The organism is Bradyrhizobium sp. AUGA SZCCT0177 (assembly GCF_018130125.1).
Classification (GTDB): Bacteria; Pseudomonadota; Alphaproteobacteria; order Rhizobiales; family Xanthobacteraceae; genus Bradyrhizobium.
On the sequence record NZ_JAFCMA010000025.1, the window covers coordinates 89,373 to 113,915 of the forward strand.

Consider the following 24,543-nt stretch of genomic DNA (forward strand, 5'->3'; position numbering starts at 1 on the left):
TACTCCTCTTTCGCGTTCACTTGGCGGGATACTTGATTTCGGCTGCGTAGGCTCCCTTGATGGCCGGCTTGCCGTTCTCGATCTGAAGCAGGATCATCGGCAGGCGTGCCTGGTTATGATCGTCGAAGGTCACCTCGCCCATCGCGCTATCGTACTTGATCTTCGATAGGGCGTCGCGGACCTTGGCACGGTCGGCACTGCCGGCCGCTTCGATGGCCTTGGCCAGAAGATGCACGGTTTCCCAATGCACATAAGCGTGATTGTTGGGAGTCTCGCGATATTTGGCTTTGAACTTCTCCACGAAAGCGAGGCTCTTCGGAGCGTCCCACGCCGGCAGCCACGCAGCGGCCTCTACGGCGCCTTCGAGCGCCTTCGGCGCAGCCTTGATGGTGCTTTCGGTATTGAATTCCGCATTTCCGATCAGCGGTACCTTGCCGGCCAGGCCGACTTCGATCATCTGGCGCCCGATGATCGGCGTCGTGTCCGCATTGCCGTACATGATAATCGCCTGAGCACCGGAGTCGCGGATCTTGGCGAGCACACTGCGAAAATCGACCTCGCCTTCCTTGTAATAGTCCTCCGTCAGGATCGTGCCCTTGAGCCCGGGAAGATATTTCTTCGTGAAGTCGACTGCCGCGCGCCCATAGTCGGTATCGACGGAGAGCACGGCAAACTTCGTGAAGCCTCTTTTCTCGGCAGCATATTGGATGACGATGAGGGCGCGGTTTTCATCGGTCGGATAGTTACGGAACGTCCATTTGAAACCGCCGACGCCCGCAGCATAGGTGATCTTCGGGTTGGACGAGGCGGCATTGAGCAGCAATACGCCCGCGTCCTCGGCGACGGGCTGCATGGCGAGCGTCACCGAACTCGACACGTCGCCGATGATGAAGTCGACTTTGTCCAGGTCGATCAGGCGGCGCGTGGCCGAAACGCCTTCGACCGGCGTGCCCTGGCTGTCGCCCGAATTGATCGCGATCTTGCGGCCAACAACGCCGCCGGCATTATTGATTTCCTCTATGGCCAGTTGGGCTCCGCGCAGCGAGAAGGAACCGTAGCGGGCGTTCGGCCCGCTCATGGGAGCGACGATGCCAAGGCGGATCGTTGCATCCTGGGCCCAGACATCGACCGATCCAACCCCCAGCCCGATCAAGCCCATAGCGAAGCAGAATGCCCTGCGATCAAGTTTGTGCATCATGACCTCCTCCATCCAAAACACTGGCGGCTTGCCTCACCGTAGCTCACCGTCTCGCGAACGGGCGCATCCGGTTTGTGACAATGAGACTATGGTCGCGGGCCAGACCGGGGGAACCACAACTGCAATCTGCCGCCATAGCGTTTAGTTATGGCGACCTGCATGGACGCGTGCGCATATCAATTGCATCCATCCTCGGGTTACTGAGCAACAGGTCTTGCGGACTAAAAACGCCCATGCTGCGCGCGGATCTCCGCGTTCGAGGCTCTCCTGGTGGGGTGGAAGGCGATCGAACGCCCCTAGGCGCTTAGCTCATTTCGAAGGCCAAAGTAATTGGATTGCCCCCGCTTTCCATACTCCGTCCGAACCTGCGATACCCCCCCAAATACCCTAGTTCTCGGCGATCTGCGCAAGACATCGACGCTGGTACGGTCAAGCGCTATTGCGCAGGCGCTTCCGGAAAAACGCGCGCACTTCACCTCAGCACCCCGCCGCCAGCTTCCGGAACAGGCCGTCCCTGTAGAGCAACGCATGCTGATCGAGCGAGGCTGCCGCCACGACACGGCCGATATAGCCGATATAGATGTGATGCGTCCCGGAGACGATCGAGATTGCCGATCTCGCTTTGCTGCCGGCTACAACCAATGGAATCCGCGAGAGACCACGCGAGACGACTTCCGTCGAATGCTCGATGAACTCTACTGATCGCAACCCTGCACGCCGCTATTGTCGAGACCCAGCCTCGACGCAAAGTGCGAGTTAGCGCGGGCGATGACTGCGATGTCGGTATGACGTGCCGAACAACGTCATGGCAGTTTGCGGACCCAGTCGACGATGACCTTAACGACGGCCTGCGGCTGCTCGGGGATCAATGCGTGGCTCGCGCGCGGGATGATCATGACAGTGGCGCGCCCGCCGAACTCGTCGCGGCTCTCGTACCATTTTTCCCTGGGCTTGAATGGGTCGCTATCAGGCACCAGGTCCAGTATCGGCACGGTGCCCGCCTGCCAGTATTCCGCCTGGCTGGTGGCGGCGGCAGCGACGCCCTGGCTGCGGTGGGCGGCCGGCGCCCAGCCGTTCAACCAGACCGATGCATCGTGGCCTTCCAGGAAAAAACCACGGCGCAAGGCGGCGAGACGCACGTCATCCGGCAAACGCGAGTCCGCGGCCTGCTGCACATCGTCGCGCAGGTAGTCCGGAAACGTCTTCCCGGCTGCCGCGACAAGCACGATGCCGCGTACGAGTTCGGGATGATCGGTCGCCGTCATGCGGGCTACCCAGTTTCCGTAAGCATGCCCCGCGATGACCGCGGGCCCGGCCTTTTCGCGACTGATCACGAACGCAACGTCGCGCGCGAGGTCCTGCAGACGGACGCCTTCCAACGGCCCGGTGCTGCGGCCGGCGCCACGCGGTTGCGGCCTCAGCACGCGGAACCCGGCGCCAGCGATGCCGGCGGCGACCTCGTCGAAGTCCTCGGAACCGCGTCCACGCGACGGCAACATGACGACGAGCGGACCGCTGCCCTCAGCGATCAGGTCGATGGCAACGTCGTCATAGGTGACGACCTCGCGCGTTCGCGGCGCCTGCGCCGCAGTTGACGCCGCATCGCAGACGACGAACACGAAGAAGATCGCCACAGCAAGCCGGCGCATCGGTGCATCGTCGGTTTCACGCACGGAAGCGATCATGGTCGGTCAGAACGTCGGCTTACGCTTCTCGCGGAAGGCGGCCTGCGCTTCCTTGAAATCCGCCGTGGTGGCGAGCATCGCTGTCTGCGACTGCTCGAATTTGTAACCCTCCTGCAACGGCTGGTTTTCCGTGACCAGGAACGATTTCTTGGCGGCGCGCACGGCGAGCGGGCTCTTCGACGCAATCTGGCGGGCGATTCCTTGCGCCGTCTCCATGAGTTCATCGCGCGGCACCGACATTGACGCTACGCGCATGCGCAGCAATTCCTGCCCGGTGACGCGACGCGCCGTGTAGATCATCAGGCGAGCATCCGACTCGCCGAAATGGCGGCGCACATGGGCGACGCCGCCCGCGAGCACATAATCGACCTCGGTCATCGACAGATAGGCATCGTCCGCGGCGACGATGATGTCGCAACAGAGCGCCAGCACGCAGCCGGCGCCGATGGCCCCGCCGTTGAGCGCCGCGATCACCGGCTTTTCGCACTCCATGACGCAGTTGAAGCCTTCACGCACTTTACGTCCGTGGGTCGTGTAGGCGCCCGGCACGCTCGGGTCGGGGCGGTCTTTGAGGTCGGCGCCGGCCGAAAACAGCTTGCCCTGCCCGGTGAGCACGATGGCGCGAACGTCCGGTCGCTGTCCCAAACTGTCAAAAATCCGCGTGATCTCTTCCCGGAATTTTCCATTCTGGGCATTCACCGGCGGCAGGTTGATCGTGACCGTCGCGACGTAGTCGGCGACGTCAACGAGGCAGGTTTCATAGGTCTCGGTCATGGTGGTTTCCTCTCAGTCAAGCGGGGCTGCGGCGTCGAACCCGTAGAGCCGTGCGGGATTATCGACGAGAATGCGGGTGCGAAGCGCGGCGTCGCCTGTCCAGGCGTCGAACAGATCAAGCAAATGCCCGGCATCCGGCGCGGGTGACAGGCGCACATAGGGCCAATCGGAGCCCCACAACACGCGGTCGGGATTGGCTTGGACAAGCGCGTCATGAAGCGGACGCACGTCGGCGTATTCGGGCGCAGCCGACGACACCCGGCAGATTGACAATTTGACCCAGATCCGCGCCTCGCGCAGCGCCGCGAGCAGCAGCTGAAAGCCCGGGTCGGCAACGCCGCGGGCGGGATCCGGCTTGCCCATGTGGTCGAGCACGAGAGGCACGCCGAGCGGCAGCAGGCGCGGCAACCACTCGAGATATTGGACGGTGCCGGCCCAGAGCTGGGCGTGCAGTCCGTGCTCGCGAATTCTCGGCGCCAACGCGACGAACTGATCGAAGCCGACGCTGCCGGGGTAGCGCACGCCGCCAGGAGCGTGTGCCTCGACAAAGCGCAGGCCGACGATGTCTCCGAGCTTCCAGGCAGCGAGCGTCGCGTCGCTCACCGTTGTATCGGCTGCGGCTACGGCCTTGAGCGCGCCCGCGGAGGCGGCAAGGGCATTCAGCATCGCCGACGGATCGAAGCCGTAGGGCGCCGCCTGGGTCAGGACGCCGCGCGCAAAGCCGAGTTTCGTGCGAATCTTCGTGTGCACATCGGGCGTGGCTTCGGGAAGCGCATAGACAGACGGCGCAGACGAAACGAAGCGGTCAAATGGGCCGAACACGTGGCTGTGCACATCGCACGCGCCCGGTGGAAGCGGCCGTCGCGGCGGGCTGGCGTCCGGAGCGATGATCGTTGGCGGCTGCGATGCTCCGGTCATGACTTTTCCGATCTGGAAACAAGCGCCGGCGGCAATAGCGTCAACTCTCCGTTGCCGAGTTGTTTCAGCGGCGGTTCGACGCCGTCGGGAAGCGGGATCTCATGCGAGTTGAGCGTCATCGAGACCATCGTGTAGTAGCCCACGAGTGCGGTCAGTTCGACGACACCGCGCACGCCCCAGCGCTGCTCGACCTCGCGATAGGTGGTGACATCCGGCTCGCCCTGCTGCTGGAGCTGGCGGGCAAATTCGTAGACGACGGTTTCGTCGCGGGTTTCAAACTGCGGCGCCTTGCCTACGCGGATCGCTTCGATGGCGGCCGCGGCCAACCCAGCTTCGCCTGCCGCTCTGGCGTGCACCCACCACTCGATCTGGCTGGTCCAGCGCCGGCCAGTCACCAGAATCGCAAGCTCTTTCAGCAATGGCGGCAGGCACGTCTGGTAGCGCAGATATTCCCCGAGGCTCGACCAGCGCGCCGCAAGTTCCGGAGAGTGGATGACGGCACGCAGCGGCCCGATCAACTGTCCGCGCGGCCCAGACACGGCCGCATCGTAGACGCGACGCTGATCCGCGCTCATCTCATCGGGGGTTGGCAGTGGAATGCGCGCCATGACTTTCCTTCGCATCGCTTGATTTCAGATGATGCCGCGCGCCGCGAGCGCATGGATGGCCGCTGCGTCGAAGCCGATCTCGGCCAGGACTTCGTGCGTATGTTGGCCGAGCAATGGCGGCGCGGCGTCGAAGCTCAACGCGGCATCCTTAAAGCGCATCGGACTGACGACTTGCGGCACAGTGCCGGCACTTTGGTGAGGCAAGTGCCGCAGCATCTGCCGGTGCTTGATCTGCGGGTCGTCGAACACCTGCGGAATGGAGTTGATCGGCGCGCACGGCACGCCGGCGGCATCGAGCCGTGCGGCAAGATCGTCGCGCGAAAAATCGCGGAAACGCTCCGTCAGCAGGCCGGTCAGCATGGCGTTGTTGCGAACGCGATCGGCATTTCTGGCGAAACATGCGTCGGTCGACCACGTAGACCGCCCGATAGCTTCGCACAGCTTGGAGAACTGCCCATCGTTGCCGACCGCGAGCACGAGATGCCCGTCGGCGCAGGCAAATACGTCCTGCGGCTGGATGTTCGGATGACGGTTGCCGCCGCGTTGCGGCGTCTTTCCGCCAACCAGGAAATTCATCGCCTGATTGGCGAGGAACGCGGCCTGCACATCGAGCATCGCAAGGTCGATGGTTTCGCCTTGGCCGGTCTCGTTGCGCCGGGCGACCGCGGCAAGGATGGCGACCGCTGCGTACATGCCGGTCATGATGTCGACGACCGGCACGCCAACCTTCTGCGGGCCGCCGCCGGGCTGGCCGTCGCGTTCGCCCGTGATGCTCATCAGGCCACCCATGGCCTGAATGGCGAAATCATAGGCGGCCTGGTTGCTACGCGGCCCGTCCTGGCCGAAGCCGGTGATGGAGCAATAGATCAGCTTCGGGTGCTTCGCGCGCAGCGTCGCCGCGTCGAGGCCGTAGCGAGCAAGCGCGCCAGCCTTGAAATTCTCGATCACAATGTCGACGTCAGCAGCCAGCCGGCGCACCAACTCCTGACCCTCGGGCGCGGCCAGATCGATGGCGACCGAGCGCTTGGCCCGATTGACCGACAGGTAGTAGCCCGACTCCTTCGTGGGCTTGCCGTCACGATCTTCCAGAAACGGCGGCCCCCATGAACGCGTGTCGTCGCCGCTGCCGGGACGCTCGATCTTGATGACGTCGGCGCCGAGATCGGCAAGCATCTGCGTTGCCCACGGCGCCGCCATGATACGACCAAGGTCCAGCACCTTGAGATGCGACAGCGGACCAGTGCGCTGCCGTTTGTCCGTTTCAGCCATCGACGATCTCCGTGGCCTTGGCGGACGGGCGCTCGCTGAACGATTGATACCATGCCGTGAGTGCCGGGTGACCGGCCCGCCAGTTGAGATCGGCAAAGCGGAAGTCGAGATACGACAGGGCACAGCCGATTGCGATGTGGCCGATGTCGAACGGCGCATCGCCAAGACGCGGCGCGAGCTGCTCGAAACGCTCGAGCGCCGCGCGCGTCTTCAGCGCAAAGCCTGCGATCCATTCCGGCGTCTGCCGGGCTTGCGGCTTGTCGCGCTCGTTCCGCCAGAGGATCAGCACGTCGAGCAAGCCGTTGGCCAAGGCGTGCCGGGTAAGGGTATTCCAGCGCTCCGGCTTTGACGCGGGAAACAACCGGCCGCCGCCCGCGAGCGCGTCGAAATATTCGCAGATCGTCAGGCTGTCGAAGATCGCCGTTCCATCGTCCAGGACCAGCGTCGGAATTTTGCCGACGGGGTTGTCCGACAGCAGCGCCTCGTTCGGCTTCGACATGGCGACGACGGTGCGCAGCAGCGTCAGCCGTTGCTCAAGCCCGAGCTCATGCGCCGCGATCATCACTTTGCGGACGAACGGGGACCGTGGGGACCAGTGCAGCTTCACGATGGGAACTCTTTTCGGTACCTAAAACTCTAAAAGCTAGCTTTATAGCCTTTTGATGTGCTGTCTACTGCAGACCGCGCAGGCGCTGCCGCGGCACGGCTCAGCGCAACTTGATATCGACCCGCACCAGGTCACCGCGATAGATGCCGTCTGCGATGAGCACGATGTAGCCTTCCTCATCGACGGCGGTACGCTGGACGAAAGCGACGGGTGCATTAAGCGGCACGCCGAGCAGTTCGGCTGTCTCGAGATCGGCACCGCCGATCGTCAATATCTGTTGCGCATCCTTGATGACGAGGCCTGGAACGTCAGCCACCAGCTTCAGCGCCGTCTTCGACGTGAACGCGTCGGGCGGAATGCGCGGCACGAGCCGCTCGTCGATGAACACGTCCGCGAGCAGAAAGGCTTCACCGTCGCGCGAGTGCCTGCGCTGCAGCCGTTTGTAGCTCGGAGCCAACTCACCGATGCCGTGCGGCACGATCATCGGGAGCTGACCGTCGGCGGCCGACAGCACTTCGATCGTGGCGCCCTCGCGTGCACGGAGCAACCCCGCGAAATTGGTCTCCATCGTACACCACAGATGATCCTTGGGCTGGCGGCGCACGAACGTGCCCTTGGCGCGGAACCGCTCGATCAATTGCTCACTCTCGAGGATGCCGAGCGCCTGCCGGAGCGTTGCCCGTGCGACGCCCACCTCGGAAGCGAGTTCATCGACCGTCGGGATCTGCTCGCCGACTTTCCACCGTCCCGTCTCGATATGTCGGCGGAACAGGGTTGCCAGCTGGATGTAACGCGGCACGGCGCTTTGGCTGAGGGTGCTCATGACAACGTCTGCATATGTGATTCCGGCCTGACTTGCAATAAATAGGATAATAACCTAGCCTAACGACCTGTTACATTCAAGATCGCATTCCGCGTCATGGCGCTTGCCTGCGCAAAAAAGGAGGGGAGGCCATGGCTTCTGTAATCCGTCTCATGCTGCCAACACGTCTTGCCTGCGCCGCATCGGCCCTGGCGTTTGTTGCTGCCATGGCAGGCCCACTTCCGACGGCCGAGGCCCAGGACTTCCCGGCGAAACCGATCACGCTGATTATCCCGTTCCCGGCGGGCGGCGCGACCGACATCGCGGGGCGTGTACTCGCCGAGAGGATGGCGATCTCGCTCAAGCAGCCGATCGTTGTCGACAACCGCGCCGGCGCCGCGGGCGCCATCGGCATCAAGGCGGTCGCGACGGCGGCGCCCGACGGCTATACGCTCGGCGTCAGCGGCGTCGGCACCACGGCATTGCTTGAACCGCTCGGACGTAATCTTGGCTTCAGCCCCGGCAATGATCTCAACTATGTCGGCCATATGGGCTCGTCGGCGATGCTGATCGCCGCCAAGTCCGATCTTGGCGCGAAGTCGATGTCAGAATTGATCGCGCTGGCCAGATCGAAGCCGGAGCAGTTGACCTATGGCACATCGGGGATCGGCTCGCCCGGCCATCTCGCGATGGAATGGCTGTTGTTCGACGCCGGCGTCAAAATCATGCACTTGCCCTACAGGGGTAACGCGCCGCTGTTGAATGACCTTGTCGGCAAGCACGCCGACCTCGGTGTACTGACCATCCCCGACACGTCGGATCAAGTGAAGGCCGGCAATATCGTTCCGATTGCCGTGACGAGTACCGTGCGCTCCGATGAACTTCCCGACGTCCCGACCACGCGTGAGGCCGGGATCAGGGATTTTGCGGCCGAGTTGTGGAATGTGCTGGTCGCACCGAAAGGCACACCTCAGCCGATCGTGGACAAGATCAGCGCCGCCCTCGCCGAGGCGATGAAGGATCCACGCGTGCACGCCCGGTTCAAAGCCAACGGCCTTGTGCCTGTGACCATGACGCCAGCCGAAACCCGCGCCTTCGTCGATACCGAACGCGTCAAGTGGGCCGATGTTGTCAGGAAATCCGGAGTGAAAGCCGATTGAGCGGGACGTCAGCTGCATTTGTGGGGACTCTCGAAAATACCCAATGCGAGGTCGGCATACTCACAAAGGATGTTGCCGATGCCGGCGACGTCTCCACTCCCGTGCGAATCCACCAGCGCGATGTTCTTTGCCGCGAGAACCCCTTCAGAGGCCCGTCATCTTGAGCACAGCCTCGGGCAGGCGTTCGCCCTGGACTGCGATCTTCGAAAGCGCTGTTGCGATCGCCTACAGATCTTTTGCCGAAAGATCGCGATCAATTGATGCCGCGGCAGGTTGGGCGTGATCGTGATATCGCCGATCTCGGACGATGCGTTGCATTCGAGCTTCGTAGTCGCCTTACTCGTCGCGAACGCCTCCAGCTATCCCTCGGGCCGGGTGGAGTACGACTGACACGCTGACCGGCGACGTTCACTGCCGCTGTGCCGCGGCGAATCAACCGTGGCGCTTCACCGAGCGGCGACCAGACACCGCCTTCATCATTTGATCGACAGCCCAGATCGGGCGTTCGTTCGGCCAAAAGAAAAAAGTGGAACGTTAGCCATCGGCGCACCGGCGTCAAATCCCACGCATTGAGTGCGGGTGCTATGTCGGAGGAACTGTCGTTGGCCCCCTGGGCGGCACCTCGCGTAATGCGTCTCTCATCGGCATGCCCTGCTGCGCGCCGGCCTTGAGGCAACTCAAGCCGGCGGCCTCGCATCCGACTTCCAACGCCTTTTTGAGCGACGATTTTTCGCCAATCATGGAAGCAAAGGCGCCAACAAACGTATCGCCGGCACCGGTGGTGTCGACCGGTTGGATGCTCGGCGCCGGCGCGCGAAAACGGGTATCGTCGGCCGTCACGGCTATGGCTCCCTGTGCTCCAGCTGTCACCACGCAAGTCAACCCGTCGGATCTGGCCAGCCAGCCGCAGGCGGCCTCGAAATCCGTCACGCCTGCGTCGAGCGCGGCAGCAAGGTCGAGCGCCTCGTGCTCGTTGACGATGAGGTAATCCGTCGCGTCGAGCAGACCGCGGATCGTCGCGCCTGTCATCTGATCCGGGACCGGCGCCAGGTTCCAGATGACTTTGCCATTGGCCGACTTGACTTTGCACGCCAGGTGGAGGGACTCGGCGTACGGCACCTCCATCTGCAGCACCAGAACGGTGTCGGCGTTCAAGAGTGTCTCCGAGACGTCGGCGGCGCATGCCGTATTGTTAGCGCCGCTTGCCACCGTGATCGCGTTTTCTCCGTTCGGATCTACGGTGATGAACGCGCAGCCCGTCGGCTCATGGACCCTGACGATACGGCTCGTGTCGATGCCGTTGCCGGTCAGGTTCTTGAGAGCCTCATCACCAAACACGTCCTGCCCCAGCCGGCCCGCCATACGGACCTTTCCAGGACCGGCGATCCGTGCGGCGGCGACCGCCTGGTTGGCTCCCTTTCCACCGAACTGGATTTCATAGGATGGAGCGAGCACCGTCCGGCCGGGGCCGGGAATGACCGGCACTCTGGCGACCAGATCGACATTGAGTGAGCCGAACACAAGGATCATCGCCCGCCCCCAAGCAAAAACCTCAGCCTTCCGCATCCATTTCGTGAAGCTTCTGGACGCGTCGCCGGAAATCCTCATCCGTCGAAAACTCGGCGGCAAGAAACGAGGAGATCAGATCGTTGGCGAGCCACGGTCCGACGATCTGGGCGCCAATGCACATGACATTCACATCATCATGCTCGACGCTCTGATGGGCCGAATGGACGTCGTGACAGACCGCGGCGCGGATGCCCTTCATTTTGTTGGCCGCAATCGAGGCACCGACACCGGTACCGCACACCATGATGCCGCGCGCGACTTCGCCAGAAGTGACCTTCTTGGCCACGGCCCGCGCGATATCGGGAAAATCCACCGGCTTCTCGTCATAGGAGCCGACATCGACGACCTCGTGGCCGAGGCTGCGGATATGGTCGATGACGGCTTGCTTGAGCGGCCAGCCGGCGTGGTCGGATCCTATGACGAGGCGCATGTGATTTCCATTTCGTTGTTCTTGGGACCGTGACAGCCGCACCCGGCTGTCACGGTTGGGCTTCGTTCAACCACGCATGTCGGGCGGCAGCTCGACCCCGTGGAATTTCTTGTAGATGGCGTTGAGCTTGCCGTTCTTGACGTTTTCGGTGATCCACGCGTTGAGCTTCTCCAGGAGGCGCGGCTCACCCTTCTTCAGCCCGATGGCGAGTTCGAAGCTGGCGAGCGGGATCTTGGATTCGAAAATGCGCGCCGGATTCTTGACGCCAATCTGGTTGATGATCGTGGCCGACGAGCCGACGCAATCGACCTGGCCGGAGACGGCCGCCGTCACGCCGGTGGCATCGTCATCATAGCGCGCGATCTTCAGCTCCTTGTCCTTCATATTCGACAGCATCGTATCCTGCGTGGTGCCGCGCGAGACGCCCACGGTCTTGTCCTTCAGGTCCGGCCAGTCCTTGACGTTCAGTGACTTCAGACAACCGATATCCGATTGCAGCGTGGCGTACTTCTTCGAGAAATCGATAACCTTGGCCCGCTCAGGCGTGACCGACAGGGTGGATATGATGATATCGGCCTTGCCGGTCTGCACATTCGGGATCCGCGTCGCGCCAGTCGTCTGGATGAATTCCAGCTCGAGGCCCCAATCCTTGGCCAGCATCTCGGCAACTTCGACATCGGAGCCGGTCGGCTTCATGCTGCTGTCCATCATGCCGGACGGCGGGATCGCAAGGTCGGTCGAGATGCGGATCTTCTTGGCCTTGGTGATGTCGTCGAGCAGGTCGGCAAAAGCCGGCTGCGCTGCCAGTGCGAGAAGGCAACATGCCGAAATGGCCGCGCCCAAAAGTTTCCTGTTTTTCATCATTTGTTTTCCTCCGGTTATGATTTCAAATTGCCCGTGCCGACGAACTGCGCGAGTTCGAGGGTAGTTGGCGACGTCAGGATCGAGGCCGGCCCGGTTTCGTGAACCTTGCCGCGATGCATGAAGACGATCCGATCGGCGATGCCTTTGGCAAAACCCATTTCGTGCGTGACCATCACCATGGTCATGCCATCGGCAGCGAGCTGTTCGATTACCTTCAGGACTTCGCCTGTCAGTTCGGGATCGAGCGCCGAAGTCACCTCGTCGAACAGCATGACCTTGGGCTGCATTGCGAGTGAACGCGCGATGGCGGCACGCTGCTGCTGACCACCGGATAGCTGCTCGGGATAGGCATGAATCTTCTCTTCGAGGCCGACCTGCGCCAGCACCTTGTGCGCCAGCGCTTTCGCTTCGGACAGGCCCATTCGTTTCACCGAGCAGGGCGCCAGCGTGATGTTCTGCTCGATCGTGAGGTGCGGAAACAGGTTGTAGCTCTGGAATACGATACCGACATCCTGTCGCAGAGCCCGCAGATCGACGTCTGGAAGATCAACCCTGCGCCCGCAGACGGTGATCTCGCCTCCGTCGACCTTCTCGAACCGGTCGATGCAGCGTAGCGCGGTGCTCTTGCCGGAACCCGACCGGCCGATGACGGCAAGGACCTCGCCGCGCTCGACGGTAAAGCTCACGCCATCGAGCACCTTCAGCGAGCCAAAGCTCTTCTGCACGTCGCGGAGCGACACGATGGGAGTGGAAGATGCGGGTTGCTGCATGTCAGGCCAGACTGAAGTTGGCACTGCCACGTCCCATCCGCCGCTCCAGCTTCTGGCTGAACAGGGACAGCGGGTAGCACATGGCGAAGTACACGGCGGCGATGATCGCGTAGACGATGAACGGCTCGAACAGCGAGTTGTTGACGATCTGACCCGAGCGCATCAGTTCGACGAAACCGACCACCGAGGCGAGCGAGGTGTTCTTGATGATCTGCACCATGAAGCCGACGGTGGGCGGCGTCGCAATGCGGATCGCCTGCGGCAGGATCACCTTCATCATGCGCTGGGTGCGGCTCAGCGCCAGGCCTTCCGCCGCTTCCCATTGCGGCTTTGGCACCGATTGTATCGAGCCGCGCCAGATCTCGCCGAGATAGGCGGCGACATAGAGGGTGAGCGAAGCGCTGGCGGCTGCAAGCGGGGACATCTTGAGGCCAATGGCTGCCAGTCCAAAATAGCCGAGGAACAGGATAACGAGGAGCGGCGTACCCTGAACCAGTTGCACATAGGCGGCACTGAGAAGCCGCACGGACCTCAAGGGAGAAATGCGCGCGAGTGCGATCACGAAGCCGACGATACCGCCGCCAATGAGAGCGATCAGGGAAAGCCCGATCGTCCATAGCGCGCCGTGGCCGAGGAAAAGCAGGTGGTTAGCGTTGAGATGTCCGCCCATGCTTACCTCACAACGCCGTGCCGAGCCGTCGCCGGCGCGGAAACAGGACGAGGCCGAGGCCCCAGAATCCCGCGCGCATGACCAGCGACAGCAGAATGTAAAGCACGGCGACGATGATGTAGGTCTCGAAGGCTCGATAGGTATCCGACTGGATGTAGTTGGCTACGGCCGTCAATTCCTCGGCGGATATCTGCGAGCAGACCGACGAGGCGAGCATCAGCAGAACGAACTGACTGGTCAGCGCCGGATAGACCCTTTCGACGGCGGGCAGCAGGATGATGTGCCAGTAGATCTGGAAGCGCGAGAGCGCGAGCCCTTCGGCCGCCTCGATCTGACCCCGCGGGATCGCCTCGAAACCTGCACGCATGATCTCGGCCGTGTAGGCCCCGACATTGATCGTCAGAGCAACCACCGCAACGGTGAAGGCGGACAGTTTCAGTCCGATGCTGGCAAGTCCGAAATAGACCAGGAATATCTGGACCAGCAGCGGTGTATTGCGGATGGCTTCCACATAGACTTTGCAAATGCGGGCAATCAGCCGGCTATGGTTTCCGCGGCCTACGGCCGCAAGTGTACCGATAAGAGCTCCGGAAACTGTTGCGAGGAACGCGAGTTCGAGCGTCAGAATGGCGCCGCCGAGAAAGTTCGGCCACCGTTCCAGTACCGCGGGAAAGTCGAGTTCGATATTCATTGCAACAGGATCATCCAGCGCTCTGATTGGTCATGCGGTCGTAGACACGGAACAGAGCCTGATTACCGTTCGCGCCTTCGCCGTGCGCCCGCGCGTCGACATATTGGCTGGTGACGAGCGCGGTTCCGGGCAGTGGTACGTTCAACGCCTGGGCATGCTCCTGCACCAGCCTGAGGTCCTTGAGCATCAAGTCGATCCGAAAGCCGGCGCCGACGTCGCCTCCGATCATCGCCGGACCGAGCTTGTCCAGCATCCAGGATGCGGCCGAGCCGCCCAACAGGACGCGGCGAAGCAGGTCCAGGTCGACGCCGGAGGCGCGACCCAGAGCGAGCGCTTCGCAAATCGCTTGGATGTTGATGCCGCAAATCAGCTGATTGCAGAGCTTGACCGTTTGTCCAGCGCCGGACGCGCCGACATGGGTGATGGTGGTGCCCATGGCCCCAAAGAACGGTTCAGCCTTGCCGAAGGCTTCCGCTTCGCCGCCGGCCATGATCGACAGCGCTGCATCTCTCGCGCCGAGCGGTCCGCCGGAGACGGGCGCGTCCATGAAGCTCACGCCGGCCTGCTGCAGATCCGCATGGATGCGGCGGACGGCAACCGGCGAGATCGTGCTCATGTCCACGATCAGCTTGCCGGGAGGCGGCGACTTCAGGAGCCCGTGCTCGCCATAGATCACCGCTTCGACATGCGGCGTGTCGGGCAGCATGGTGATGACGATGTCGGCGTCCCGCGCGGCGTCTGCCGGGTTCTGCGCGCGGACCGCGCCATCCTTTGCGACGTCTGCGACGGCCGCCTCGTTGAGGTCGAAGGCACGGACCGCGTGACCGGCCTTCAGAAGGTTGCGGACCATTTCCCGGCCCATCGTGCCAATGCCGATGAAGCCGACGCTTCCCTTGCCATCCCGTCCCATACGCTTACTCGTCTTCTTGTTGGTTGGAGTTGCAGTCAGCGCGATGCTTTGCGGCCTTCCTTCTCGCCGACGACGGCGCGCCTTCTGTATTCGTCGCCGATCTCAAAATGCTTGCGCAGCGTGGCATCCGCCCGCTCCGGATCGCGTGCGATGACCGCCTCGAAGATGCGCCGGTGATCGTCGATCAGGTACGTCTTCATCGAGGGGAACGACTGCACGAGTTCGCGGCGGCTTCGATGCGAGCGCGTCAAAAGGCCCGCCACCGAATTATGCAGAACCGTCAGCGTTTCCGAGCGCGATGCCAACACGATGGCGCGATGGAATTCGAAGTCGGCCATGCCGCCCGCATCGGCCTCATCGATCGTTTCCTCGATATTCGCGAGGGCGCGTTGCAAGCGTTCGAAATCGGCGATGCCGGCGCGTTCGCAGGCCAGCCTGATAGCCTGACATTCGATTGCGACGCGGGCCTGCATTACGTCATCCAGCATGTCCGCCTGCTGGGCCAGCGCAAAGGTGAAGAAGTCGTTCAGGACCGAGACGTCAGGACGCGTCACCACGGTGCCGATGCGGTCGCGTATTTCGACGATGCCGAGCATGGTTAGCGCGCGCAGGGCTTCCCGGACAAGCGGCCGGCTGACGCCGAGCTGTGTCGCGAGTTCGCGCTCGGAATCCAGGCGGTCGCCCGGCTTGAGTGATCCGACGATCAACCGGTCGCGTAGGAAGGCAAAGACCTTCTGGAAGCCCTTTTCACCCTCGGCCGCTCGCTTGAGTTCCATTCCCGCAATCTTTTGGATGTTATCTTGGTAAGACCAGTAGGATGACCAGGGTGTAGACGTCAAGCCCCTAATGGCGCGGCGGTCAGCATGAGTGGCAGTCAGATGCGGGGGAAACCGATCAACAGGTTCAGCCTTTGACCGCGGTGACCACAGCTTCAATCAAAGCCCTCGCCACCGAGATCGGCCACACCAACCATTGCTCGCGCCGTCTATCATCTCGCGATCGAGCGGCTGACCAGCATCGACGCACCTGTTGTCGCCGCGGTGCGCGGTGGCGCAGGCGGCGGCGGGTTGGGCCTGATGTATGTCGCGGACATCGTCGTTGCGGCCGAGGACGCGCGGTTCGCACTGGGTTATGGCGCGCTCGGCCTCACCGCCGACGGCGGCAACACCTGGTTCCTACCGCGTATGGTCGGGATGCGGCGCGCGCAGGAGGCGCTCGCCTTCGGATTGGTATCGCGTCTGAGACCAAGCGACGCAGTTGAGCGAAGCGGCTGCCATCGTCGCCACGCTTGCCGCGGGGCCGACCCGCGCTTACGGCGCCGTCCGCCGCATGCTGCGGCAGTCATTCGAGACGGGGTTGTCAGATCAGCTCGACGCAGAGAAGGAATCGATCGTGGAAGCCAGCGACACCGGCGACGCGCAGGAGGGAGTCGCCGCCTTTGTCGCCAAGCGCCGCCCGCAGTTCCGAGGCGAATGAGTGGAGCGATCGGACGACAACACACATCACCACTGACCGCAGCGCCGTTCCGTTCAGCCTGCTCATATTGGATGCTGCTAGATTTCTTTGATCTCTCGGTGCACACATCGTGCACACGCCGCCGTCTAACTGATTGAAAAACCTGAACTCTCGTTCCAATCCATCATGGGCAGCTATGTCCAGCATCCGTGGTCCAGTGAAATCATATTCACTCGGCGCTGAGAATGTCGCGGTATCTGAACGGCAAACCGCGACATGATCTCTTGCCCGTTATGATTGCAGATGAAACCGCCCCGAAGGCCGCGTCATTGCTCTTCTACTTCCTTGAAGGCCTCCCGCGCGTTTCGGAAGGCATCGATCCCTGACGGGATGCCACAATAGACGGCGACTTGAAGCAGGATCTCCTTGATCTCGTCCTTCGTGAGCCCGTTCACGAGGGCCCCCTTTACGTGCAGCTTCAGTTCATGGGGACGGCCCAGTGCGCCTAACATAGCCAGGTTGACGATGCTGCGGGTACGACGGTCCAGACCCGGCCGCGTCCACAGAGCACCCCAGCAAAACTCGGTCGACCATTCCGCCATCGTCCGGGTGAATTCGTCGGCGCCTGCGATGGATTTGTTGACGTAGTCCTCGCCGAGCACTTCCTTGCGAACCTTCAGGCCCTTGTCGAACAACTCAGTCATCGTTGGTTCCTTCCATTGTTTGAGAACTGTTTTTCAAGGCGGCGCGGCTCAGCCGTGCGCCCTCATCAGGCTGGAAACGTCGGCAAGCTCGTCGAGACGCCAAACACCATCGATGATGCGATCTATATCCCAATCGGTCCCACCCAGCCGCGCACAATCGCGCAGTTTCGCTTCGATATCCCGATCCGATAACGGGTCGGCAAGACTGCCCTTCGCTGCCATCACGATCTCGCTGAGCGTCTCTCCCGACGTCAGGCGGATAATGACACGCGCAGCACCATCCGGAAGCGAGGCGTCAAGCTCCGCCCCCACCTTCTGGCGCAGCGAGACGATGTCTGGCCGAAATACCGTCGCATCCGCGAACTCGGTAACGCCGGCCGTTCCCAGCAGCAGCGCACAGGCGGCGCAGTGATGAATGCTGACCCGTGCGTCGCGCTCGTTGCGAACCGGGCGGTCGCCGCGCGCCAGCAGCAGCGCCGAGCCCTGCACTGTAATGGAAGCGATATCATCGATGCGGCGGTCGAGCTTCGCCCGCAAATTGAAACAGGCGTCGATCACGGCATGAAACACGATGCCCGCCGGATAGGGCTTGTAGGTATTCTTCGCGATCTCCCAGGTCTTGCCGAGGCTGCCCGTCAATCGCCCAAGATCAGGTTCGTCTCCCATAGCGCGCGCCCAACCGAGCGGTCCCTCAATGGCCCGGGGCGATGCGGAATAGCCCTCGGCCGCAAGCAATGCTGAGAACAGGCCGTTGCGTGCCGCGTTGCCGACGCTGACATTCTTGGCGGCACTGGGGAGGTTCTCGATGATCCCGGCCGACTGGCTGGCGGCGATTCCGATCGCATTAGAAATCTGGTCCGCCGGAAGCCCAAGCAGCTTCGCGCAGGCCGTGGCCGCGCCGAACACCCCGCACGTCGAGGTGATGTGCCAGCCGCGCGCGTAATGTCCGGGAGACACCGCGTTGCCGATGCGGCATTCGACCTCCACGCCGAGAATGAATGCCGTGAGCACAGCCTGCCCCGAATATCCCCGCGCTTGCGCCAATGCCAGCACCGGCGCTGCGACGGGCGCCGCAGGATGAATGATGGTGTCCAGATGGGTATCGTCAAAATCGAGCAGATTGGCCGAAATCGCGTTGACGAACGACGCAGCCAGCGCATCGAGCCGTTCCAGACGACCGATGACCGCGGATGTCGCGGCGCCGCTGAACGGCAACAACGTGCGCAACGCGGCAGTGACGGCAGGATCATTCGCCGACCCCAGCGCGGTCGCGAAGAAGTTCAGGATCGAGCGTTTAGCCTCGTGATTTTGCGCGGCGACATCCGCCCACACCGTGCCGGCAACGAAATCGGCGAATGTCGTGCCGGCGCCTTGCGCTTCATCTTGCCGCACTGAGCGAATTCCTCGGACCTTGTTTTTCCGACCCTATTCCGGCGCGACATCCCCTGTCGACAAAAATCTTATGCTTGACAGATTGACAGACAATCTGGAAATTTGGCGAAACGCGACCGGGGAACCCTGGCGCGACAAGAACAAGAATGCGCCCGTGCTTGCGGCGCGACAGGGAGCGAACCATGGCAGCAGAAACAATCGGCTTTGTCGGAACGGGCCGCATGGGCGGACCGATGGCCGGCCGCCTGCTCGACGCCGGCCATTCGCTGTGCGTTTACGATTCGCAGGTTGAGGCGACCAATGCGCTGGTTGCGCGCGGCGCACGGCTTGCGAAATCACCTGCCGAAGTCGCATCGAGCGCCGATATCGTGCTATGCAGTCTGCCCACCCCCGATATCGTCAAGGCGGTTGCGCTGGGGCCCGATGGAATCGTTGCCGGAAACCGCGCCACGGTGCTGATCGACCTGTCCACCACGGGACCCGGCGCTGCCAAATTGATTGCCAAGGGATTCGAGCCGAGGAACCTGACCCTGGTCGATGCGCCGGTCAGCGGCGGCATCAAGGGCGCGGTGAACGGCACGCTCGCGGTAATGGTGTCCTGCCCGAAGGCGACCTACGACCGGGTTGAGCCGATCCTGAAGCATTTCGGAAAGCTGTTTTACACCGGCGACAAGCCGGGCACGGCACAGACGGCAAAACTCGCCAACAATCTGATGGCCGCGGCAGCACTGGTGATCACCTCCGAAGCGGTGGCGATGGGCGTCAAGGGCGGTGTCAATGCCAAGGTGCTGATCGATATCATCAACGCCAGCAGCGGTCGCAACAGCGCCTCCGAGGACAAATTCCCCCGCGCCGTGCTTCCCGGCACCTTCGATTTCGGATTTACCACCGGCCTCTCCTACAAGGACGTGCGACTCTGCGTCGATGAAGCCGAAGCCATGGGGGTCCCGATGGTCTGCGGCTCGGTGGTCCGGCAGATGCTCGCGATTACCAACGCCAAATATGGCGCGTCATCCGACTTCACCTCGATCGCCAAAGTGCTTGAGGAATGGGCCGGCGTCGAAATGCGCGGCTAGACCGAAGCCACCGGCGCGAGAGGCGATTGCCATGACGATCGGATCGACCGGACCAAACGAGGTTTCGTTGGCGCGAGCGCTGACGCGCACCGCGCTTGCCGTCGACCGCGGCCGTTTCGACGCTGAAGTCATCGCCAAGGCAAAAATCTGCCTGCTGGATTTTCTCTCCTGCGCCTTCGAGGCGCGCAATCACCCGTGGAGCCGCCAGGCGATCGCCATAACGCGCGAGGTCGGAGACGGCGCAACCGTCATCGGCACCCGAACCCTCGCCTCGCCCGGCGACGCGGCCTTCGCCAACGCCACTATGGGTCACGGCCTGGTGCGCGAAGACATGCACGCCGCCAGCATCTGCCATCATGGCGTGGTGATCTGGCCGATCCTGCTCGCATTGTCGGAACGAACGCCGCTATCAGGCGCGACATTCCTTACCGCGGCAATCATCGGCTATGAGACCGGCGCGCAGATCGGCCGCGCGCTCTTTACCGCCGACCTCGCCCGCCTCTACCGGCCGACCGGTCTCGTTGCGCCGCTCGGCGCAGCGTTGGCGGGAAGCTATGCGCTTGGACTTACCGAAGATGCCGCAACCAGCGCAATTGCCATTGCCGCCAACACATCGTCCGGCTTGAACGAATGGCCGCGCGCGGGCGGTTCCGAAATGTATTTCCACCCAGGCTTTGCAGCGCGTAACGCGATTGCGGCGATCGAATTGGCGGAGGCCGGCGCCCTCGCTTCGGAAACGATCCTTGAGGGCGAAGCCGGATTGTTCGCTGCCTTCCGCCGCCAGCCTGCCCCCGACGATATCCGTTTGTTCACCGGCGCCGAGCCGGAAATTATGGCCGTCTACAACAAGCCGGCTCCCGCCTGCAATTTCGCGCAAACCGCAGCCCAGGCGGCTCTGCGCGCCGCGCGCGAACTCGGATCATCGGACGACGTCGCGACCGTTGCCATTCGAGTCCCCGAAGCGGCGGCCCGCTACCCCGGCTGCGATTCGAAGGGACCCTTTCACAACGCGCTGCAGGCCAAGATGAGCATTTCCTTCAGCGTCGCCGCGGTGCTGGCGCGCGCCGCGCTCGAAGAAGAAAACTACGCTGACATCAACGATCCCAGGATACTGCGCCTGGTCGAGCGGACCGAGCTGCAAAGCGCGCCTGATCTCACCGCTGCATTCCCCGCGAACCAGGGCGCTGAGGTCCTTGTTGGCCTGCGCAATGGAAAGACCATCCATCACCGCCTCGAGAATGTGATTGCCGCGACGCCGGAGCAAATCCGCGCCCGCTTTCGGCGGGCTGCTTCCGACGTCATCGGCGACAAGCGCGCGCTGTATCTGGAAGAGCTGGTGGACAATTGCACATCGCTTCCTGTCAGCCACGTGATAGCCGCTCAGTGCCGGCTTGAACCATCCGAGCAACGGCTGCGGCCAGCTTCATGATCGATCACGACAAACGGAAAATGAGGGGCACCATGTTCAAACCGGAAATGGCCGAAACAGCCACACCGATGGCCGGCACGAAACACGGATACTCCCCTGCCGCGCGAGGTCTCCGGTGACCCAGGCGCTGGAAGGCTTCCTGCAAGCGCTGTCCGCCGGACTTTTGATCGGCGCGGTCTACGGCCTGATGTGCGTCGGGCTCGGGCTGATTTTCGGCGTCATGCGGGTGATCAATTTCGCCCAGGGCGATTTCATGATGCTCGGCATGTATGCCGCGTTCTATTTCTTCACCGCGTTCGGCGTGCAAGCCACGTTCGGCAACACCTTCGGACCGTTCGTCGCGATCCTGCTGGCCGGCCCGGTGCTGGCCGTGTTCGGCTACTTCGTCCATCTTACGCTGATCTCGCGCGTATCAGGCATGCGCACTTCCTCGCTCGAGGGCGAGGGTCACTATGCCCAGCTCATCCTGACGCTGGGGATCGCGCTGATCCTGCAGAATGGCGGCCTGCTCGTGTTCGGCTCGGTGCTGGCCTCGATCCGGACGCCGCTGTCGAGTTCGGCGTGGGAGCTTGGACCGATGTTCTATGACGTCAGCGTCTTCATCAACAAAGCGCGCGGCATAGACGCTGTTGTCTCGCTGGTGACGATGCTGCTGCTGACGCTGATGATCACGCGGTCGCGGATCGGAAAATCGCTGCGCGCCGCCGCCGATAACCCCACCGCGGCAACCTATATGGGGATCGACGTCGACCGCGCGCACCGCATCGCCTTCGCAATCGGCACCGGCATCACCGCGATCGCGGGCGGCCTGCTCGCCACCAACTATCCCTTTCACCCGTTTGTCGGCGTCGAATACGTCATCGTGATGTATGCCGGCGTCGTGCTTGGCGGCATGGGCAGCATCATCGGCGCCTTCTGGGGCGGCATGACGATCGGCCTGGTCCAGCAGATGTCGACGCTGATCCTGCCGACGCAATTGCAGAACGCTGCGATCTTCGTCGTGTTCCTGCTGATCATCTTCTTCCGTCCGCAAGGCTTCTTCGGGCGTATGGTCGAGAGGACATGACCATGCGCGGATGGCGATCGCTGTTGCCTATCCTTGTCTTCACCGCGCTCTATGCCGCGGTGTCGCTGAGCGTGACCAATTCCTATTACCAGCTGGTGATGACGCTGGTTCCGGTCTGGGCGATCTTCGGGCTGTCGTGGAACCTGCTGAGCGGATACACCGGGCTAATCTCGTTCGGTCATGCCGCCTTCTTCGGCGTCGGCGCCTATACCGTCGTGCTCTGCCAGATCCATTTCGATCTGTCGCCGTGGGTGACGATCCCCATCGCGGCCGTTCTCGGCGGTATCGCCGGATTGCTGATCGGCTTTCCGACCTTCCGCCTGCAGGGGCACTACTTCGCATTGGCGATGCTGGCCTACCCGCTCGCCATTCTCTACGTGTTCGAATGGCTCGGCCTGCAGGAAGTCACGCTGCCAATCAAGCGCGACAATCCGATCGCCTATATGCAGTTCGCCGATCACCGTCTCTACACGTTGCTGGCGCTGGCGATGATGCTCGGCACCATCCTGCTGACACGCGCCATCGAGCGGTCGCGCTTCGGCATGGCGCTGCTTGCGATCAAACAAAACGAAGCCGCCGCGGAAGCCGCGGGGATCAACACGCTGGCCTGGAAGCTCCGTGCCGTCACGCTCAGCGGCGCCATCGCCGGAGCGGTTGGCGGGTTCTACGCTGTCGTGTTGCTGGTGGTGACCCCGCAATCTGTGTTCGGCATGCTGGTGTCGGCACAGGCGCTGACGGTCGCCATGTTCGGCGGTGTTGGAACAGTCTGGGGTCCAGTGATCGGATCGGTGATCCTGATCCCATTGGCTGAAACGCTCAATGCCGAAGCGGGTTCGCGCTTTCCCGGCATTCAAGGGGTCATTTACGGCCTTGCTATCATATGCGTCATTCTTCTCGCGCCTGAGGGCCTGTACTGGAAAGCGCGTGACTTCCTGCGAAAACGCTCGGCACTACCGGCTGCGGCGACGCAGAGCGCGCCGAATGTCCCGGTTGCGGCGCCCGTCCCCGCCGCGCCAGCGCGTGTCAAACGATCCGTCGGAACGGGCGACGTCGTCCTCGAAGTCCGCAACCTGTCGCGTTCCTTTGGCGGGCTGAAGGCCGTGCAGGATGTCAGCTTCAAGCTGCGGCAAAACGAGATCCTTGGAATCATCGGTCCCAACGGCGCCGGCAAGACTACGCTGTTCAACCTGCTGAACGGATTCCTGCGGCCGGGTACCGGCGAGATTCTGCTCGGCGGACGCGAGATGTCCGGCCGCAAGCCGCACGAACTCTGCGAGGCCGGCATCGGCCGCACCTTCCAGATCATGCGTCCGTTCCTGCGCATGTCGATCTCGGACAATGTCGTGGTCGGAGCCTATGTCCGCGCCAAGACCGATGTCGAGGCAAGGAAGCTGGCAGCCGATGCGATTGCCCGCGTCGGACTGTCGGAGATCGCCGAGCGCATCGCGGGCGAACTCACGACCAAGGAATTGCGGCTGATGGAACTCGCCCGCGCGCTGGCCGGACAGCCACGTATCTTGCTGCTCGACGAGACGCTCGCGGGCCTCGGACACGACGAGGCTGACGAGGTCGTCGCGGTAATCCAGCGGCTTGCCCGCGACGGCATGACGATTGCGATCATCGAACACACGATGCAGGCGATGGTCCGCCTGGTCGACAGTTTCCTGGTGCTTGACCATGGCGCCGTAATCGTTGAGGGCGAGCCTGAAGCGGTCACCCGCGACAGCCGCGTCATCGAGGCCTATCTCGGCAAAAAATGGGTGGCCCATGCTCCGCATTGAAGGGCTTACCGCCGGCTATTCCGCGATCCCCGTGCTGAACGACGTCTCGATCAAGGTCGACGAAGGCCAGTTCGTCGCGATCGTCGGACCGAACGGCGCTGGCAAGACCACGTTGTTCAAGACGATTTCCGGCATCGTGCAGCCGAGCGCAGGAACTATCACATTCGAAGGTCATGACCTGCTGGCGATCCGGCCCGCGCAACGCGCGCATCTTGGCATCGCCCACGTACCGGAAGGCCGTCAGGTCTTTCCTTCGCTCACGGTGATGGAAAACCTCGAAATGGGCGCGATGACCGAGGCCGGCCAGCGCGACTGGAAACACAACATCGAGCGCATCTTCGAATGGCTGCCCATCCTGGCCGAGCGCCGCGGCCAATTCGCGGGCACGCTCTCGGGCGGTCAGCAGCAGATGCTGGCGATCGGCCGCGGGCTTGCAGGCTCGCCCAAACTCCTGATGCTGGATGAACCCTCGATGGGTCTTGCGCCCACCATCGCCGATTTCATCTTCGAACGGCTGATCGAAATCCGCCGGCAATCCAACCTGACGATCCTGCTGGTCGAACAGCGCGTGGCGGAGGCCCTCGAATCCGCCGACCACGGCTACGTGCTCGAAGCCGGCCGCGTCGCGCTCGAAGGCAACAACCAAACCTTGCGAGCGGACGACCGCATCCGCAAGGCCTATCTCGGCATGTAACCAACAACAACACCATTGGGA

At 62.7% G+C, this 24,543-nt stretch carries 26 protein-coding genes and 1 pseudogene; 8 read left to right on the forward strand and 19 right to left on the reverse strand.

Annotation, left to right across the window (positions count from 1 at the left end):
* Nucleotides 1-16 precede the first annotated feature (16 nt).
* The 9 genes from JQ597_RS26425 to JQ597_RS26465 form a co-directional block, all read right to left on the reverse strand.
* Nucleotides 17-1,159: an ABC transporter substrate-binding protein gene (locus tag JQ597_RS26425; protein WP_409363253.1), complete on the reverse strand. Its 1,143-nt coding sequence runs from the start codon at nt 1,157-1,159 to the stop codon at nt 17-19.
* A 516-nt stretch (nt 1,160-1,675) separates the two neighbouring features.
* Complete coding sequence (locus JQ597_RS26430; RefSeq protein WP_212268208.1) at nt 1,676-1,906, reverse strand: hypothetical protein; 231 nt, start codon at nt 1,904-1,906, stop codon at nt 1,676-1,678.
* Nucleotides 1,907-2,001: 95 nt separating this feature from the next.
* Nucleotides 2,002-2,871, reverse strand: coding sequence for an alpha/beta fold hydrolase (locus JQ597_RS26435; RefSeq protein WP_212268210.1), 870 nt, complete (start codon nt 2,869-2,871; stop codon nt 2,002-2,004).
* 18 nt (nt 2,872-2,889) lie between these two features.
* A complete protein-coding gene (locus tag JQ597_RS26440; RefSeq protein ID WP_212268212.1) occupies nt 2,890-3,657 on the reverse strand; it encodes an enoyl-CoA hydratase/isomerase family protein in 768 nt (255 codons plus the stop codon).
* A gap of 12 nt (nt 3,658-3,669) precedes the next feature.
* Nucleotides 3,670-4,575: an amidohydrolase family protein gene (locus JQ597_RS26445; protein ID WP_212268214.1), complete on the reverse strand. Its 906-nt coding sequence runs from the start codon at nt 4,573-4,575 to the stop codon at nt 3,670-3,672.
* A complete protein-coding gene (locus JQ597_RS26450) occupies nt 4,572-5,183 on the reverse strand; it encodes a carboxymuconolactone decarboxylase family protein (RefSeq protein WP_249148206.1) in 612 nt (203 codons plus the stop codon). The genes JQ597_RS26445 and JQ597_RS26450 overlap by 4 nt, the downstream gene beginning before the upstream one ends.
* A gap of 24 nt (nt 5,184-5,207) precedes the next feature.
* Nucleotides 5,208-6,452, reverse strand: a complete 1,245-nt coding sequence (locus JQ597_RS26455; RefSeq protein WP_212268217.1) for a CaiB/BaiF CoA transferase family protein — start codon at nt 6,450-6,452, stop codon at nt 5,208-5,210.
* Nucleotides 6,445-7,059: a glutathione S-transferase family protein gene (locus JQ597_RS26460; RefSeq protein WP_212268219.1), complete on the reverse strand. Its 615-nt coding sequence runs from the start codon at nt 7,057-7,059 to the stop codon at nt 6,445-6,447. Before JQ597_RS26460 ends, JQ597_RS26455 begins: the two co-directional genes overlap by 8 nt.
* 100 nt (nt 7,060-7,159) lie before the next feature.
* The gene (locus tag JQ597_RS26465; RefSeq protein WP_212268222.1) at nt 7,160-7,882 is read right to left on the reverse strand and encodes a GntR family transcriptional regulator; all 723 of its coding nucleotides are present in this window, start codon (nt 7,880-7,882) and stop codon (nt 7,160-7,162) included.
* A 131-nt stretch (nt 7,883-8,013) separates the two neighbouring features.
* Between JQ597_RS26465 and JQ597_RS26470 the strand changes: the two genes are divergently transcribed.
* Nucleotides 8,014-9,021, forward strand: coding sequence for a Bug family tripartite tricarboxylate transporter substrate binding protein (locus JQ597_RS26470; RefSeq protein WP_212268224.1), 1,008 nt, complete (start codon nt 8,014-8,016; stop codon nt 9,019-9,021).
* 582 nt (nt 9,022-9,603) lie between these two features.
* Here JQ597_RS26470 and JQ597_RS26475 read toward each other — a convergent pair.
* The 8 genes from JQ597_RS26475 to JQ597_RS26510 all read right to left on the reverse strand — a co-directional run bounded on the left by JQ597_RS26475 (nt 9,604) and on the right by JQ597_RS26510 (nt 15,701).
* On the reverse strand, nt 9,604-10,551 hold the full coding sequence (locus JQ597_RS26475; RefSeq protein ID WP_212268226.1) for a ribokinase: 948 nt from the start codon (nt 10,549-10,551) through the stop codon (nt 9,604-9,606).
* Nucleotides 10,552-10,573: 22 nt separating this feature from the next.
* On the reverse strand, nt 10,574-11,020 hold the full coding sequence (gene rpiB / locus JQ597_RS26480) for a ribose 5-phosphate isomerase B (protein WP_212204225.1): 447 nt from the start codon (nt 11,018-11,020) through the stop codon (nt 10,574-10,576).
* Nucleotides 11,021-11,086: 66 nt separating this feature from the next.
* A complete protein-coding gene (locus tag JQ597_RS26485) occupies nt 11,087-11,881 on the reverse strand; it encodes a transporter substrate-binding domain-containing protein (protein WP_212268228.1) in 795 nt (264 codons plus the stop codon).
* 17 nt (nt 11,882-11,898) lie between these two features.
* The gene (locus JQ597_RS26490; RefSeq protein WP_212268289.1) at nt 11,899-12,654 is read right to left on the reverse strand and encodes an amino acid ABC transporter ATP-binding protein; all 756 of its coding nucleotides are present in this window, start codon (nt 12,652-12,654) and stop codon (nt 11,899-11,901) included.
* A 1-nt stretch (nt 12,655) separates the two neighbouring features.
* A complete protein-coding gene (locus tag JQ597_RS26495) occupies nt 12,656-13,324 on the reverse strand; it encodes an amino acid ABC transporter permease (RefSeq protein WP_212268230.1) in 669 nt (222 codons plus the stop codon).
* Nucleotides 13,325-13,331: 7 nt separating this feature from the next.
* Nucleotides 13,332-14,015 (reverse strand): amino acid ABC transporter permease, encoded by a 684-nt coding sequence (locus JQ597_RS26500; protein ID WP_212268232.1) that lies wholly within the window; start codon nt 14,013-14,015, stop codon nt 13,332-13,334.
* A gap of 10 nt (nt 14,016-14,025) precedes the next feature.
* The gene (locus JQ597_RS26505; RefSeq protein ID WP_249133588.1) at nt 14,026-14,964 is read right to left on the reverse strand and encodes an NAD(P)-dependent oxidoreductase; all 939 of its coding nucleotides are present in this window, start codon (nt 14,962-14,964) and stop codon (nt 14,026-14,028) included.
* Nucleotides 14,961-15,701: a FadR/GntR family transcriptional regulator gene (locus JQ597_RS26510; RefSeq protein ID WP_212268236.1), complete on the reverse strand. Its 741-nt coding sequence runs from the start codon at nt 15,699-15,701 to the stop codon at nt 14,961-14,963. The genes JQ597_RS26505 and JQ597_RS26510 overlap by 4 nt, the downstream gene beginning before the upstream one ends.
* A gap of 195 nt (nt 15,702-15,896) precedes the next feature.
* Here JQ597_RS26510 and JQ597_RS38525 point away from each other — a divergent pair.
* Nucleotides 15,897-16,169: pseudogene (locus tag JQ597_RS38525) on the forward strand (enoyl-CoA hydratase-related protein); the annotation flags it as partial.
* 13 nt (nt 16,170-16,182) lie between these two features.
* Entirely contained in the window at nt 16,183-16,401 is a 219-nt protein-coding gene (locus tag JQ597_RS37790; protein WP_249133576.1) for a Clp protease/crotonase-like domain-containing protein, read from the forward strand.
* A gap of 305 nt (nt 16,402-16,706) precedes the next feature.
* On the opposite strand, the gene JQ597_RS26520 is transcribed toward JQ597_RS37790, so the two are convergent.
* Nucleotides 16,707-17,084: a carboxymuconolactone decarboxylase family protein gene (locus tag JQ597_RS26520; RefSeq protein WP_192734580.1), complete on the reverse strand. Its 378-nt coding sequence runs from the start codon at nt 17,082-17,084 to the stop codon at nt 16,707-16,709.
* Between the two features lie 48 nt (nt 17,085-17,132).
* Complete coding sequence (locus JQ597_RS38340) at nt 17,133-18,476, reverse strand: MmgE/PrpD family protein (RefSeq protein ID WP_212268238.1); 1,344 nt, start codon at nt 18,474-18,476, stop codon at nt 17,133-17,135.
* A 182-nt stretch (nt 18,477-18,658) separates the two neighbouring features.
* Here JQ597_RS38340 and JQ597_RS26530 point away from each other — a divergent pair, with 182 nt between their 5' ends.
* The 5 genes from JQ597_RS26530 (at nt 18,659) to JQ597_RS26550 (ending at nt 24,522) form a co-directional block, all read left to right on the forward strand.
* Complete coding sequence (locus tag JQ597_RS26530) at nt 18,659-19,552, forward strand: NAD(P)-dependent oxidoreductase (protein WP_212268240.1); 894 nt, start codon at nt 18,659-18,661, stop codon at nt 19,550-19,552.
* A complete protein-coding gene (locus JQ597_RS26535; protein WP_249148207.1) occupies nt 19,518-20,981 on the forward strand; it encodes an MmgE/PrpD family protein in 1,464 nt (487 codons plus the stop codon). Before JQ597_RS26530 ends, JQ597_RS26535 begins: the two co-directional genes overlap by 35 nt.
* A 115-nt stretch (nt 20,982-21,096) precedes the next feature.
* A complete protein-coding gene (locus tag JQ597_RS26540; RefSeq protein ID WP_312012289.1) occupies nt 21,097-22,047 on the forward strand; it encodes a branched-chain amino acid ABC transporter permease in 951 nt (316 codons plus the stop codon).
* Complete coding sequence (locus JQ597_RS26545; protein ID WP_212268242.1) at nt 22,044-23,828, forward strand: branched-chain amino acid ABC transporter ATP-binding protein/permease; 1,785 nt, start codon at nt 22,044-22,046, stop codon at nt 23,826-23,828. The genes JQ597_RS26540 and JQ597_RS26545 overlap by 4 nt, the downstream gene beginning before the upstream one ends.
* Nucleotides 23,815-24,522, forward strand: coding sequence for an ABC transporter ATP-binding protein (locus JQ597_RS26550; protein WP_212268244.1), 708 nt, complete (start codon nt 23,815-23,817; stop codon nt 24,520-24,522). Before JQ597_RS26545 ends, JQ597_RS26550 begins: the two co-directional genes overlap by 14 nt.
* The last annotated feature ends 21 nt before the right edge of the window (nt 24,523-24,543 follow it).